Origin of the sequence: Pantoea sp. MT58, assembly GCF_014495885.1 — a bacterium.
Lineage (GTDB): Bacteria > Pseudomonadota > Gammaproteobacteria > Enterobacterales > Enterobacteriaceae > Pantoea > Pantoea eucalypti.
Window position 1 is genome coordinate 365,802 of sequence record NZ_CP061084.1, and the last position, 13,105, is coordinate 378,906.

The following is a 13,105-nucleotide window of genomic DNA, read 5'->3' on the forward strand; positions in this document are numbered from 1 at the left end:
CTACTCCTTATCGAATTAACCCGAAAATTTTCCAGACGCATTACATCACTGCCTGCTTACTATAACGGCTTTTGCACAATTGACCCGGCAGCCTGCCTGTTTCGTGGCAGCGGAACGGCAAATCTATGATCTCCGTCGCGCAGACGCCGGCAGCTGACGCGTTGCCCTGTCACCCATTACCCGATATAAGTTAACGTCTGCGGCTGAAATATCGCCTGAATCCCTATGACTGTCACCAATAAGTGGACACTATGCAGATTGAAGACCTCCGGATTTATGTCGCCGTGATGCATGCTGGCAACTTTACTGCAGCGGCTGAGCAATTGATGTTATCGAAACAGTATGTCAGCCGCCGTATGGCTGCGCTGGAGGCGTCATTAGGGGTTCGCCTGCTGATCCGCAATACGCGCAAACTGTCAGTAACGGATGCGGGGCTGCTGTTTGCGCAGCATGCTCAGCGTATCCTGGATGAGATTCAGGAAGCAGAACTGGCAGTGTCTGAGCAGCAGCAGGCGCTGCGTGGCACCTTCCGCATTAATATGCCGATGTCCTTTGGTATGAGCCACCTGTCGCCGCTGATCGCCGAGTTCCTCAGCCACCACCCGGCATTGCAGTTTCAGATTGAGCTGGCGGATCGCTATGCGGATGTCATTGGCGAAGGCGTGGACATGGCGATACGCATCGGCACCCTGGCGGACTCAACGCTGATTGCCCGTCCGCTCGGCGAGCTGAAGCGGGTTATCTGCTGCAGCCCCCGCTATCTGGAACGTGCAGGCACACCGCAGCAGCCAGAAGCCCTGCTGCAACACGCCTGTCTGCGCTACGGACGTGAAGGTCAGAATGGCTGGGAATTGCAGGTGAATGGTAAACCGAAGTGGCTGGCGGTGCAGGGGCCGATGGTGAGTAACAATGGTGAGGTCCTGCGTGATGCCGCACTGGCAGGCTTAGGACTGGTATTGTTACCCGCCTTTATCGTTGAGACTGCCCTGCAACGCGGTGAACTGGTGACCGTGCTGGACGACTATCTGCCGTCCCCGCTCTCCCTGAATGCGGTTTACCCGCAGCACCGTCAGCGCAGCGAAGTAAACCGCCAGTTACTGGCGTTTTTACAGGCGCGTTTGGCGCCATAGGTGTGCCGGAAAGTTTAAAGCTGTTTTAACGCTGCAAACACTCTGGCCACCGCGACGGCACCCGGATCAGACACGCCGTTGAGGTTAGCACTGTTAAGATAAGATGATCGGCCCGCTTTTGCTTTCCCCATGCTGGCGGTTGCATCACTGCCCTGCTGTGCCGCATCAGCCGCCTCTGCCAGCGATTTACCCGCCACCAGTGCCTCGATAGCCGGTTGCAGCGCATCAATCAGCGTGCGATCCCCGGGTTGTGCCCCGCCATACTGTTTCATCTTGTCCAGACCCTGCAGCAAGGCTGCGGGCAGTGCACCACCTTCCGCCAGCTGCTGCGCGGCAGCGGTGAAAAAGATCGCCATCAGCACGCCGCTGGAGCCGCCCATCACCGTCGCCAGTCGTTCACCCGTCACCGCGAGCAGATCCGGTAAGACATTTAACGGCAGCTTGTTATCCGCACATTCACGCTGGATCTGACGCGCACCTGCAGCAAAGGTCGAGCCGGTATCGCCATCGCCCACCTGGGCATCCAGTTTATTCAGCTCGCTTTCGCTGGCGATCAGGGTTGAACAGATGCTGTCAACGAAAGCCGCCACCGTCGGGTTATCAGAGGGTTGGGCCGGATGCGCTGTTGCCTCTCTGGGGGCAATAACAGGCTGCAGAGGCGCAATTTTAACAGCCGGAACCCAGCCGCTGACCTCTACCGGCGCGCAGATTGCCTCCTCGAACAGCGGTGTCAACGTCATGGAGGTGACGGAAAAGCCTTTCATGTCCAGCGCGGTCATCAGCGGAGCCGGGCCAATCAGATAATCACTGCCCCGGCTGAGCGGCGACTCAATCAGGTCCCGCGTTACCAGACTCATCTCCAGCGCGGACATGCCACCAAGATTATTGACTAACAGCGCGCGTGGCTGATCGTTGTCCGGCACCACTTTCTCCAGCAGATGCTGCACAATCTGCTGACTGTTTTGCGTCTGCATTACGTCAACACCCGGTTCGCCGTGAATCCCCAGCCCCATTTCAACGCTGCCGTCTGTCACCCGCTGGCCGGTCTGCTCATCCGGCAGATGGCAGCTTGAGAGCGCAACGCCCATAGTGGCGATAGCACGACTGGCTGCCTCTGCTGCCTCGGTCACCGCCGCCAGGTCATCCCCCCTTTCTGCGACGAAGCCCGCCACTTTATGCACCAGCAACGTGCCCGCTACGCCGCGTGGCTGAGGGTTATCGGGCAACGCAACATCATCACCGACAATCACCATAGTGACGCTGAATCCCGCTTTACGCGCTTTTTCTGCTGCCAGACCGAAGTTGAGTCGATCCCCGGTGTAGTTTTTCACAATCAGCAGACATCCTGCCTCACCGGTAATATTGATGATGGCGTTGTAAACCGCGTCCACGCTGGGAGAAGCAAACACATCGCCACAGACGGCCGCCGTCAGCATCCCTTTGCCGATAAAACCGACATGCGCCGGTTCATGGCCTGAACCGCCACCGGAAATCAGCGCGACCTGCTGTTTTTGCCAGTCATTACGCATCACGATGCGAATGCGCGGATCGACCTGCAACCGGACCAGATTGCGCCACGGGCTGGCGTAAATCATGCCATCTAACGCGCTGTCGACGAGATCATCCTTTTTATTCATTACGAATCGGGTCATGTATTCTTTCCTCATAGGCATGCGGGTTTGCTGATGAAGCAGTGTTACATACCACTGACGACTGTGAGAAATCCATCAACAGGTCTATAGCCTGATTTCAGACATACCGCACGAAAACCAGCGGGCACAGGCGCAGCGATTTTTACTAATTGATTGATTTTTATCAAATGTCTTTACCTGAAAGTGAGAGGGTCTGCGCAGAACATCCACCGGAGATCACGGATGTTAAAAATTCATTTGTTAACAGAGGATGTTTTAATGACCCAACGTATGATTCTCAATGAAACCGCCTGGTTTGGTGCTGGTGCTTTGCGCCATTTGCCGGAAGAGGTACAACGTCGCGGGATGCGAAAAGCACTGATCGTTACTGACAAAGCGCTGGTCGCGGCGGGTGCGCTGAAACGAGTGACTGATCTGCTGGCGCACCATCAGCTTGACTGGGCGGTGTATGATGAGGTGGTGCCGAATCCTACCATTCGGGTTGTGCAGAAGGGTGTTGCGGTGTTCAGAGAGTCAGGTGCCGACTACCTGATAGCCATCGGTGGCGGCTCACCACAGGATACCAGCAAGGCGATCGGCATTATTATTAATAACCCTGAGTTTGAAGATGTCCGCAGTCTGGAAGGCGCCAGCCCCACCCGCCATCCGTGTGTGCCAATCATCGCCATCCCGACCACGGCAGGCACAGCCGCAGAAGTGACGATTAATTACGTCATTACTGATGAAGAGAAGCGCCGTAAGTTTGTCTGTGTCGATCCTCATGACATTCCGAAAGTGGCGATCATTGATGCGGAGATGATGGCGAGCATGCCAGCTTCGCTGAAGGCTGCGACGGGTATTGATGCCTTAACCCATGCCATTGAAGGCTACATCACACGCGGCGCCTGGCCCCTGACCGATATGCTGCACCTCAAAGCCATTGAGATTATCAGCCAGTCACTGCGCAAATCGGTGGCAGGAAATATTGAGGCGGTTGAGCAGATGGCGCTGGGACAATATGTGGCCGGTATGGGTTTCTCCAATGTCGGCCTTGGTCTGGTGCATGGCATGGCACACCCGCTTGGCGCGTTTTATAACGTCCCGCACGGTGTAGCGAACGCTATTCTGCTGCCGCAGGTGATGGCGTGGAATGCCTCCTGCACAGGCGAAAAATATCGCGATGTTGCCCGCGCAATGGGTGTAAAACAGGTCGAGTCATTATCGCTGGATCAGGCGCGGGAAGCGGCGGTCGCCGCGGTTCGTCAGCTCTGTCGCGATGTGGGTATTCCCCGCTCGCTGCGTGAAGTGGGCTTAAAAGAAGTGGATATCCCAGCACTGGCACAGGCGGCGCTGGATGATGTCTGCACTGGCGGCAACCCACGGACTCCGGACCTGGAGGAAGTGATGGCGTTATATCACCAGAGTTAAGTCACACCCCTTGGCGCTGTAATATATTGCCCGCACTCGCTGGCGGGCTTTTTACATCCTGCAAACGAATAACAGAGAAGTATTCGCCAGCGGTTGTAGGAATGCATTTGCGGCGGCAGCAAAGGTTTTAGCGGCATTTTTCGGCCGGGTTTCAGCCTGAAATCGCCTGATGTGATAGTGCAGTTCAGAGTCCGAATTGCGCGCTTAATCCATGATTTCTTTAGATCCTAAACCGCGCACCTCTTGATCTGGATCACAAAAATCCGCATCATGCGCAGCGAAAACCTTAATGACGCTGCGGAGATTACGATGACACTGTACCAGGGAATGCTCATTTTCTATGCTGTTGTTGCACTGGTCGCTACGCTGATCACGTTCTTCATCGCAAAAGATAAGCTGAGTATCAAACTGCTGAGCGCCTTTTTAGTCGGTGCGACCTGGCCGATGAGTTTTCCTGTCGCCCTGATGTTTGCGCTGTTTTAATTGACAGAATCTCCTTAGCGACCACACTAAGGTAAGACGTCCCTGACCTGCAAACCTGCGATCACCGACGTAACTTTGTTCGTGACGGTTAATAAGGAGCGGCTATGCGCGTTGTCAGTGTGATGATTCTGGTTTCACTTCTTAGTGCATGTAGCGCCAGCGCCCCGTGGCACGCTGAAAAACAGGTTCCCGCAGCCGAAACCCGTCAGCAGACCTGCCAGCCCGGCACCAATCCCAGCCAGAATGACTGCGGTCACTTCCCTGAACCTGAATTTCACTGATCGGTAAAACGGCCAACAGTGCTGCGAGATCGCATTTGCGCTATCTCATAGCATTACAAGGCTTTACACTCCCCTAACCGGTCAGTAGAGTAGCGCCCAGACATCAATTCTGATGCGTAAGCGTTAACGTCAAGCAACGCCCCCGCAGCACTGCTGCCTGTGATGATCCCTGCCATGATGCCTGTACAACACGCCGCTAAATCTCCTACTGCGTTTTCAAGCGCTACGTTTTTTTTGTTCGTCCTGCTGCTTACTGCCGCGAACCTTCGCGCACCTATTACTGTCGCTGGCCCGGTATTGCAGGATATTCGTCAGACGTTTGGACTCACTGCCGGTGAAGCGGGCCTGTTTAATTTTATTCCACTTATCCTCTTTGCCCTGCTCGCCCCACCCGCCGCCTGGCTGGGAAATCAGCTTGGGCTGGAGCGGAGTTTGTGGGGTGCGCTGTGTCTGATCACGGCCGGTTCACTGTTGCGCTGGCACCCCGCCGAAGCAGCACTGTGGGGGGGAACGCTGCTGCTTAGCGCAGGCATTGCCGCCGCCAACGTGTTGTTGCCGCCACTGATTAAACGCGATTTCACCGCCCACACCGCTAAATATATTGGTCTCTATGCTGCAACGATGTCGATCACTGCCAGCCTGGCTTCAGGCATTGCCGTGCCGCTGAGCCAGCTTTCATCGGCCGGCTGGCGACTCTCATTGGTCGTCTGGGCACTGCCCGGGCTGGTGGCGCTGGTTGTCTGGCTGCCGCTGTTGCGTCAGCGGCAGTCAACACTCGCGGCAACCGATGCGCCCGTCGCGTATCGTCATCCCTGGAAATCAGCCGGGGGCTGGCAGATCGCGCTGTTTATGGCGCTGCAGTCGCTGGCATTTTATACCCTGATCGACTGGTTTGCTGTCTTTGCTCAGGACAATAGCTTCAGTCAGACCCGTGCGGGCTGGCTGCTATTCTGGTATCAGGCGATTGCGATCATTGCCAATCTGGGCTGTATGGTGGTTCTGAAGCGGGTTAAAGACGCCCGGCTCACTGCATTTATTGCCTCATCGGGTATTTTCCTTGGCATGCTGGGTTTGCTGCTTAATCCGCATTGGGCCGCCATCTGGCTGACACTGGCTGGACTGGGCGCGGGCGCATCGCTGGTGCTTTGCCTCTCGCTGCTTAATCTGCGAGCCACTCATCACCGCCAGGCCTCGCAACTGTCGGGCATGGCGCAGTGTGTGGGTTATGCACTGGCGGCATTTGGCCCTTTGTTTTTCGGCGTGCTCCATGAGCAGAGCGGTAACTGGACGCTGCCTTTCGGTGTACTGGCCCTGCTGAGCCTGCTACAGATGCTGCTGGCTCCGCTGGCAGCGCAGTCAAAACCTATCAGCTGAACCTGCGGCCCAGCCGCTATCAATTAATGATTCGCTGGTCGCGGATGCGGACAGCAAGAATCGACGGGAGAAGGTAAGTGTCTGAACTGAATAATGCTCTGCTGCAGGCGATCCTGGACCAGGTACGTCCGCTGGTCCATCAGGGAAAGGTGGCTGACTATATTCCTGCGCTGGCGGATGTGGCGGCCGACAATCTGGCGATTGCGGTTTGCCTGCGAGACGGCACCCTCTTTCAGGCAGGTGATGCTGAGACGCGCTTTTCGATTCAGTCGATCTCAAAGGCGCTCTCACTCACTGTGGCACTGACGCGCTATGACGACAGCGAAATCTGGCAGCGGGTCGGCAAAGAGCCCTCAGGTCAGCCTTTTAATTCGCTGGTGCAGCTTGAGCTGGAACAGGGTAAGCCGCGTAACCCTTTCATCAATGCCGGTGCACTGGTGATTTGCGATCTGCTGGAAACCCGTCTGACCGCACCACGGCAGCGAATGCTGGAAATTGTGCGTCAGCTCAGTCAGCAGCCCGATATTAATTATGATCGCCATGTTGCCCGTTCTGAATTTGAACACTCGGCCCGTAATGCAGCCATCGCCTGGTTAATGAAGTCGTTTGGTAATTTTGATAATGATGTCACCAGCGTGATGCAGACCTATTTCCACTATTGCTCACTTTCAATGAACTGCATTGAGCTGGCCCGCACCTTTATCTACCTGGCGAATCAGGGAAAAACGCTGGATGGCAGTCAGATGATCACGCCACGTCAGGCCCGACAGATAAACGCACTGATGATCACCAGCGGGATGTACGATGGCGCAGGCGAGTTCGCATGGCGCGTCGGAATGCCAGCTAAGTCAGGTGTGGGGGGTGGAATTATTGCTATCATTCCCGGCGAGATGAGCATCGCCGTCTGGTCACCTGGGCTGGACAGCGCGGGTAATTCACTGGCGGGAACCGCTGTGCTGGAATTGCTGACTGATAAGCTGGGGCGCTCGATATTTTGATGCTGAGCGAGAATATTTAGCTCGCCGTCATAAAACACGGCGTAATTTCAGGATGTTGGGAAAGCCGTCTGATTTGAAGGGTGCCGCGCACTGGCGATGTGAGGCACCAGTAATTATCAGAGTGCAAAAAATATCTTAGTGTGAAATTTGTGTCAGATCGTCTTCATTCAGACCGGTCATCTGCATAACCGTGTTGCGATCCATACCATTCATCAGCAGGTTACGCGCAATTCTCAGGCTCGCGCCACGAACACCTTCTTTTCGTCCCTGTTCGATGCCCTGTTCGATGCCTTTCTCAAGACCTATCTGCTCAAGCTGTTGTGCAATAGTCATAAGTGCGTTCTCGTGTTGGGGCACACGCCGTGCCAGCTCCCGTACAAAGGCTTTGGCGTCTGATGTTTCGCCCGCCTGTACCATGTAGTGTACCAGCGATATCACCTGTGATGAAGAGTGATCGCCTGCCATCAAAATGGATACCAGCCTGTCCATCAGCTCTGTCAGATCTCGCTGCCGGATGTGCTTTTGCAACAGGGTCAGAGCCGCCATGTTGCGGTGTTGCATGATCTCATCGTCAGGAATCACCGTGACATCGATCAGCGGAAAACTGTGGCTGTAAAGCCTGTCCGCCAGCACCGGGTCATCAAACTCATCCAGCCACCGGGTCGAATAGGGATAGGGCGTGCGTCTGCCGGTGTAAAACAGGATGGGTATCACCAGCGGCAATGTCTTATGCCCGGCTTCCAGATGGCGCTGCATAGCTGCCACTGCATAGCGCATCAGCCGAAATGCCATGTGTTTGTCAGGTGCTGACTGATGCTCAATAAGTACATGGATATATCCATCGCCAGCGGTTGTTTTAAGACTGTAAAGCACGTCGCTGAAGTACTGCCGAAGGTCATCCTCCACAAACGACCCCGACTCCAGCTTCAGGGTGCTGAGATCACAGCGTACGCGCAGCTCCGGCGGCAGGTGCAGCGCCATAAAATCCCGGGCAATATCCGGCTGAGTCAGAAATTGCCGGAATGTCGCATCATGAGGTGTGGGCGTGCTGTTCTTCTTTTTCACTGGCCAGAATCCTTTCTGTTCCTGAAGCGCTTACAACGGCTGAGTCAGCCAGTAAAAGGCGCTAATTCCTGTCGCGCACGAACGTTTAGTCACTGATGGAGATAACGAAACTAATAGCCTGATTAATAACCACTGTAAAACGTGTCACCTGAATTCTACGAGGTTGCTCTGAATATCAACGCATGTCAGACATTAAAACTATTTCCGCAAGGCCCGACTCACCACATTAACCGGCTCGCCCTGCATAAAGGCCGCGATATTGGCCATCACGCCAGTCACCAGATTCTCCACACCGCTGCGACTCGCCCAGGCAATGTGCGGCGTCAGCAGCAGAGTTGGCAGATCCGCCAGCAGCGGATTGTCGGGCGCGGGTGGCTCGCTGCTCAGCACATCCAGCGCCGCGCCCCAAATGACACCCTGTTTTAACGCGTCAGCGAGGTCGGCCTCGTTAATCAGTCCGCCGCGCGCGGTATTGATTAGCAGCGTATGCGGTTTCATTTTCTCCAGCGCCTGACGATCGATCATCTGACGTGTGCTGTCACTCAACGGGCAGTGAAGCGAAATAATATCGCTGGTCGCCAGCATCTGCTCAAAGCTGACATAGCCCTCACGCACCCTGTCACTGCCTTTACGCTCGGCGTACTGCACCTGCATACCCAGCGCCTTAGCCAGCCTGCCGACCGCCTGGCCAATGTCGCCCTTGCCCACGATACCCAGCATCGCGCCGCCAATATCCCCTATCGGCTGACGATGCAGACAGAAGTGCTGAGCCTGCGGCCAGTCGATGCGGGTATTGCTGGCGTAAGCCATCATCTGACGGCGCAGGGCAAAAATCGCGGCGATAACCGCCTCTGAAACGCTCTGGGTGGAGTAACCAGGAACATTACTGACCACAATGCCGCGTGTACGACAGGCATCGAGATCAATACAGTCATATCCGGTCGCCGCGACACAAATAAAGCGCAGATCGGGTAAGAGTTTTAAGGTGTCGGCACGCAACGGCACTTTATTGGTGATCGCGACCGTGGCGCCCGTAAGCGCCGACACGATTTCACTGACCGAAGTCTGTGCACGAATTTCCCAGTCAGCATTCTGCTTTTCGGTCGGCAGTGAAACAGGCAGCGTGTCGCCATCCAGCATGACAATTTTCATTCTTAGTCCTTTATGGGTTCGGTTTAACTTCTGTCGAAACATTAATGTTATTTGTATGTGTTCTGGTGGTAACAACTACGTTAAATGATGCTGAAATTAAAGTGAATATGTTCAAAGAGTGCGAATTTTCTCGCTACAGAAGCCACTTTATTTAACCCTTTTATCCCCTTCGCGTTACACTGCCGCCCTGAATTCTGACCCCAAATGCCTGTTAAAATCATGCAGAGATCTGACATCCGACAGCGACTCACAGCCGGTATTGCGATACTGGCCGTGCTGCTGTTGTTTGTTGCCCCGATGATCTCTAAAAATCTGGCTGAACATCGCGCCATGATGCAGGATGCCTCTGCCATGAGCGCAGAGATGCCCATGATGGATCATCACAGCGAGATGGCGATGGCGGATCACGGGATGATGATGGGTTCGGGCTTTGCCTGTGGTTACTGCGATTTGCTGGTTCATGTGCCGCTGATGCTATGGGTCTTTATCCCGTTCATCTGGTGGATGTGCCTGATAAGCCGCGCCCCGCCTCCTTCTGCCATTAATCCGCCGCAATGGCGACGATTACTGCGCCTTCACCGACCGCGTGCGCCACCCTGTTTTGCGTCACACCGACTGCTAACTGATTCGATTGCGTGACAACGTCACCAGATCGCCTTTGTCTTTTGAAAAGTGTGGAATGCTATGTCCTCTAATCGGGAAATGTCCCCTGCACCACGCGGCACTGTTTTTAACCTGTTTCGCCGCCTGCATTTTTATATTGGCCTGTTTATTGCGCCGTTTATTTTCGTCGCCGCTCTCACCGGTACGCTCTACGTTCTTACGCCGCAGCTGGAACAGGCGATTTACCACGATGCCCTGACCACTGACGCGCAGGGTGTCGCACAACCGCTGTCAGCTCAGATTGCCGCTGCCCGTGCCCGTGCCGGTGAGTCCGCGCGCATTTACGCCGTGCGTCCCGCACCAGGCCCGCTGGATACAACCCGGGTGCAGTTTGCTGAGCCTCAGTTGGGTCCATCTGAGTCGCGCTCGCTGTTTATCGATCCCTACACCCTGCAGGTGAAAGGCGATATGACGGTCTATGGCACCAGCGGTGTGTTGCCGCTGCGAATGTGGCTGGATCAGCTGCATCGCGGCCTGTTGCTGGGAGATTTTGGTCGCAATTACAGTGAACTGGCGGCTTCGTGGCTGTGGGTCGCCGCGCTGGGTGGACTCGTTTTATGGGCCGGCACGCGGCCACCACGACACCGTAAAAAAGCGCTGAGTGGCTTTGCAGCAACGCGTCACTGGCACGTCACGCTGGGTCTGATTCTGGCCATCGGCCTGGTGTTCTTTTCAGTCACGGGGCTGACCTGGTCACAGTGGGCGGGCAACAACATTGATAAGATGCGCAGCGACTTCGGCTGGACAACGCCGCAGGTTAACACCGCGCTGAATGGTAACGTTCCTGCCGAAGCCGCCGATCCCCATGCTGACCATCGCGGTGCGATGGAAGGAATGACGATGTCCGGGATGACCATGCCAGCGAAAACCGCGCCGCCGGTGATCCTGAATCAGCCGAATGCCAGTTGGGATCAGGCCCTGGCGGCTGCACGTCAGGCCGGACTTCACGCCACGAAACTGGAACTGCGCCAGCCTAAGAACGCTGAACAGGCATGGACAGTGTCAGAGATTGATCGCAGCTGGCCGAGCCAGGTCGATGCAGTTTCCATCAATCCGGTTAATTTCAGCGTGGCCGATCGCGTTGAGTTCGCCAGCTTCCCGCTGGTGGCGAAACTGACCCGCTGGGGCGTGGATGCCCATATGGGCGTGCTGTTTGGCCTGCCCAACCAGCTGATTCTGGCGCTGTTTGGCCTTGGTCTCTGCACAATGATTGTGCTGGGCTACCGCATGTGGTGGATACGTCGCCCGGCTGTTCCTCAGCTCAGCCCATCGCAGACGCTGTTGTCCGCCTGGCTGTCACTGCCGCGCTACGCACAGGGTACCAGTCTGATTGTCATGTTGGCCCTGGGCTATGCCCTGCCCGTTATGGGTGTCAGCCTGATAGTGCTGATTCTGCTGGATATTCAGCGCTGGCGCAGTGCGCAGCGAGCCGCTATCGTTCAGGTGGAAATCGCCCCGGATAAGCAGTCGCCGCTGGCTATCGTTCAGTCGCGCTTCGCGGGTAAACGTAAAGAGATGCGTTATTTTCTGCGCAGCGTCACGGTGCTGGCGCTGATTGTCATCTCGGTAATGGCAAATGCGATGATTGGTGGCGTGATTGATCAGTATCAGATCCCTTTCAGCCACTGGTCACTGACTATGTATATCACTCAGGCGATGATGATCCTGCTCTACTCCACCGTCTTTACCGGGCTGTTGTCGATTCCACTCTGGTATTTCTTTCTGGGTGAAAGTGACGAACAGGGCAAGTAGGCTGCCAGCACGGCAAATTGTCTATTATTCAAAATAACTGACGAAGCCGGGCAAGTCCCCCGGCTTCTCATTTTACGTCTGAGGTCTATGATCGTTGTTATTGGTCACTTTATTTAAGAGCTAATCATGAACATTGTGCGAGCAAATCCTGAGCAACTTTTTGAGTACGGTCCTTTCACCGTTCGTCGCCAGCGGCCCGGCGCTGCCCTGAGCCCGCTGATCAGTGTTGACCTGATGTCGTTAAAACTGGATGCCCGGATTCCGATGCAGCAGCATCAGAATGAAGAAGTGTTCACTTACCTTTGGCGCGGTTCGATGCAACATCAGGACAGCAACGGCGAGCGCACACAGCTCTCTGCAAAGAAAGTGATGGTGGTCAATGCGGGTGAAGGTGTTCAGTACGAAGAGTCGGTGCCGCTGTATGAAGCGGAGCTGTTGCAGGCCGTGATTCGGCCTTCACAGCCGGGCGGGGAAGCGATGACTCAGGTGCTGGAACGCGACCAGGGCATTATGACCAACGGCTGGACCGAACTGGCCGGGCCAGAAACGTCTGACGCGCCACTGGAACTGCGCCAGGAGGTCTATATCTACGACACGCTGCTGGCGCGCAACCATACGCTAAATGTGCCTTCAATGCCGGGATTTGTCGCTTATCTCACCGTGCTTGAAGGCATTATCCGCGTGGGCGATCACCGTCTGGGTCGTGGAGACGCAGTCAGCGGGCTGGATGACACCATTGAAATCGTGGGCGACCGTGAGGCTAATCTGGTCTGTTTCCTGGTGAAGCCCGATAATTTTGCATAAGAAAGCGCGGGACTATCCCCGCGCTGATTAAAGCGTTTTACGTTGCTGCCTCGCCTGAACCCGTTTATAGGCATGATCAAACTGACAGACATCGTCGCGCAGCCAGTGACGCTGCGTCAGCGGGGCATCATCCAGCGCCTGTGGCAGCGGCACACCTCCCAGCGATCCCCGACAGCAAAAGGCGCGCGCCAGCGTTGGGGTTGCGATGCCAATATAACGGGCAAATTCAGGTAGCGTCATCAGTGTTGTACTCATTTCACACCTCCAGTAATCAGATCTTCCCCGCTATTTTGACTCCAGTTATTAAATGCCTTTATTGATCTGAAACATAGATGTGATACTAA

13 protein-coding genes are annotated in these 13,105 nt (G+C 55.4%); 9 read left to right on the forward strand and 4 right to left on the reverse strand.

Features of this window, described 5'->3' with window-relative positions:
- Positions 1-251: 251 nt before the first annotated feature.
- Complete coding sequence (locus IAI47_RS20580; protein WP_008924734.1) at positions 252-1,130, forward strand: LysR family transcriptional regulator; 879 nt, start codon at positions 252-254, stop codon at positions 1,128-1,130.
- Between the two features lie 14 nt (positions 1,131-1,144).
- Here IAI47_RS20580 and IAI47_RS20585 read toward each other — a convergent pair whose 3' ends face one another.
- Entirely contained in the window at positions 1,145-2,782 is a 1,638-nt protein-coding gene (locus tag IAI47_RS20585; protein ID WP_008924735.1) for a dihydroxyacetone kinase subunit DhaK, read from the reverse strand.
- A gap of 258 nt (positions 2,783-3,040) precedes the next feature.
- On the opposite strand from IAI47_RS20585, the gene fucO reads away from it, so the two are divergent.
- The 5 genes from fucO (at position 3,041) to glsB (ending at position 7,325) form a co-directional block, all read left to right on the forward strand.
- On the forward strand, positions 3,041-4,189 hold the full coding sequence (fucO, locus tag IAI47_RS20590) for a lactaldehyde reductase (RefSeq protein WP_008924736.1): 1,149 nt from the start codon (positions 3,041-3,043) through the stop codon (positions 4,187-4,189).
- A gap of 309 nt (positions 4,190-4,498) precedes the next feature.
- Positions 4,499-4,672 carry a GhoT/OrtT family toxin gene (locus tag IAI47_RS20595; RefSeq protein ID WP_008924737.1) on the forward strand — a complete coding sequence of 58 codons (174 nt, stop codon included), beginning with the start codon at positions 4,499-4,501 and terminating at the stop codon, positions 4,670-4,672.
- A gap of 104 nt (positions 4,673-4,776) precedes the next feature.
- Positions 4,777-4,953, forward strand: coding sequence for a hypothetical protein (locus tag IAI47_RS20600; RefSeq protein WP_008924738.1), 177 nt, complete (start codon positions 4,777-4,779; stop codon positions 4,951-4,953).
- A gap of 174 nt (positions 4,954-5,127) precedes the next feature.
- On the forward strand, positions 5,128-6,327 hold the full coding sequence (locus IAI47_RS20605; protein WP_033742917.1) for an MFS transporter: 1,200 nt from the start codon (positions 5,128-5,130) through the stop codon (positions 6,325-6,327).
- Positions 6,328-6,404: 77 nt separating this feature from the next.
- The gene (gene glsB, locus IAI47_RS20610; protein ID WP_008924740.1) at positions 6,405-7,325 is read left to right on the forward strand and encodes a glutaminase B; all 921 of its coding nucleotides are present in this window, start codon (positions 6,405-6,407) and stop codon (positions 7,323-7,325) included.
- A gap of 135 nt (positions 7,326-7,460) precedes the next feature.
- Here the strand turns inward: glsB and IAI47_RS20615 are convergent, their stop codons facing one another.
- A complete protein-coding gene (locus IAI47_RS20615) occupies positions 7,461-8,390 on the reverse strand; it encodes an Rpn family recombination-promoting nuclease/putative transposase (protein WP_003851547.1) in 930 nt (309 codons plus the stop codon).
- Positions 8,391-8,588: 198 nt separating this feature from the next.
- Positions 8,589-9,542: a D-2-hydroxyacid dehydrogenase gene (locus tag IAI47_RS20620; RefSeq protein WP_008924741.1), complete on the reverse strand. Its 954-nt coding sequence runs from the start codon at positions 9,540-9,542 to the stop codon at positions 8,589-8,591.
- A 219-nt stretch (positions 9,543-9,761) separates the two neighbouring features.
- Here IAI47_RS20620 and IAI47_RS20625 point away from each other — a divergent pair, with 219 nt between their 5' ends.
- From IAI47_RS20625 to IAI47_RS20635, 3 genes are all read left to right on the forward strand, one after another.
- A complete protein-coding gene (locus IAI47_RS20625) occupies positions 9,762-10,181 on the forward strand; it encodes a DUF2946 domain-containing protein (protein WP_008924742.1) in 420 nt (139 codons plus the stop codon).
- Positions 10,182-10,226: 45 nt separating this feature from the next.
- Positions 10,227-11,957, forward strand: coding sequence for a DUF2534 family protein (locus IAI47_RS20630; RefSeq protein ID WP_008924743.1), 1,731 nt, complete (start codon positions 10,227-10,229; stop codon positions 11,955-11,957).
- 126 nt (positions 11,958-12,083) lie between these two features.
- A complete protein-coding gene (locus tag IAI47_RS20635; protein ID WP_008924744.1) occupies positions 12,084-12,761 on the forward strand; it encodes a pirin family protein in 678 nt (225 codons plus the stop codon).
- A gap of 27 nt (positions 12,762-12,788) precedes the next feature.
- Here IAI47_RS20635 and IAI47_RS20640 read toward each other — a convergent pair whose 3' ends face one another.
- On the reverse strand, positions 12,789-13,016 hold the full coding sequence (locus IAI47_RS20640) for a hypothetical protein (protein WP_003851555.1): 228 nt from the start codon (positions 13,014-13,016) through the stop codon (positions 12,789-12,791).
- Between the last annotated feature and the right edge of the window lie 89 nt (positions 13,017-13,105).

Excerpts from the sequence above, each read along its gene's own strand:
- IAI47_RS20620 (WP_008924741.1), bottom strand. The coding sequence starts at position 9,542 with ATGAAAATTGTCATGCTGGATGGCGACACGCTGCCTGTTTCACTGCCG.
- IAI47_RS20580 (WP_008924734.1), top strand. The coding sequence starts at position 252 with ATGCAGATTGAAGACCTCCGGATTTATGTCGCCGTGATGCATGCTGGC.
- IAI47_RS20600 (WP_008924738.1), top strand. The coding sequence starts at position 4,777 with ATGCGCGTTGTCAGTGTGATGATTCTGGTTTCACTTCTTAGTGCATGT.
- IAI47_RS20585 (WP_008924735.1), bottom strand. The coding sequence starts at position 2,782 with ATGACCCGATTCGTAATGAATAAAAAGGATGATCTCGTCGACAGCGCG.
- IAI47_RS20635 (WP_008924744.1), top strand. The coding sequence starts at position 12,084 with ATGAACATTGTGCGAGCAAATCCTGAGCAACTTTTTGAGTACGGTCCT.
- IAI47_RS20630 (WP_008924743.1), top strand. The coding sequence starts at position 10,227 with ATGTCCTCTAATCGGGAAATGTCCCCTGCACCACGCGGCACTGTTTTT.
- IAI47_RS20605 (WP_033742917.1), top strand. The coding sequence starts at position 5,128 with ATGATGCCTGTACAACACGCCGCTAAATCTCCTACTGCGTTTTCAAGC.
- fucO (WP_008924736.1), top strand. The coding sequence starts at position 3,041 with ATGACCCAACGTATGATTCTCAATGAAACCGCCTGGTTTGGTGCTGGT.
- IAI47_RS20640 (WP_003851555.1), bottom strand. The coding sequence starts at position 13,016 with ATGAGTACAACACTGATGACGCTACCTGAATTTGCCCGTTATATTGGC.
- IAI47_RS20625 (WP_008924742.1), top strand. The coding sequence starts at position 9,762 with ATGCAGAGATCTGACATCCGACAGCGACTCACAGCCGGTATTGCGATA.
- IAI47_RS20595 (WP_008924737.1), top strand. The coding sequence starts at position 4,499 with ATGACACTGTACCAGGGAATGCTCATTTTCTATGCTGTTGTTGCACTG.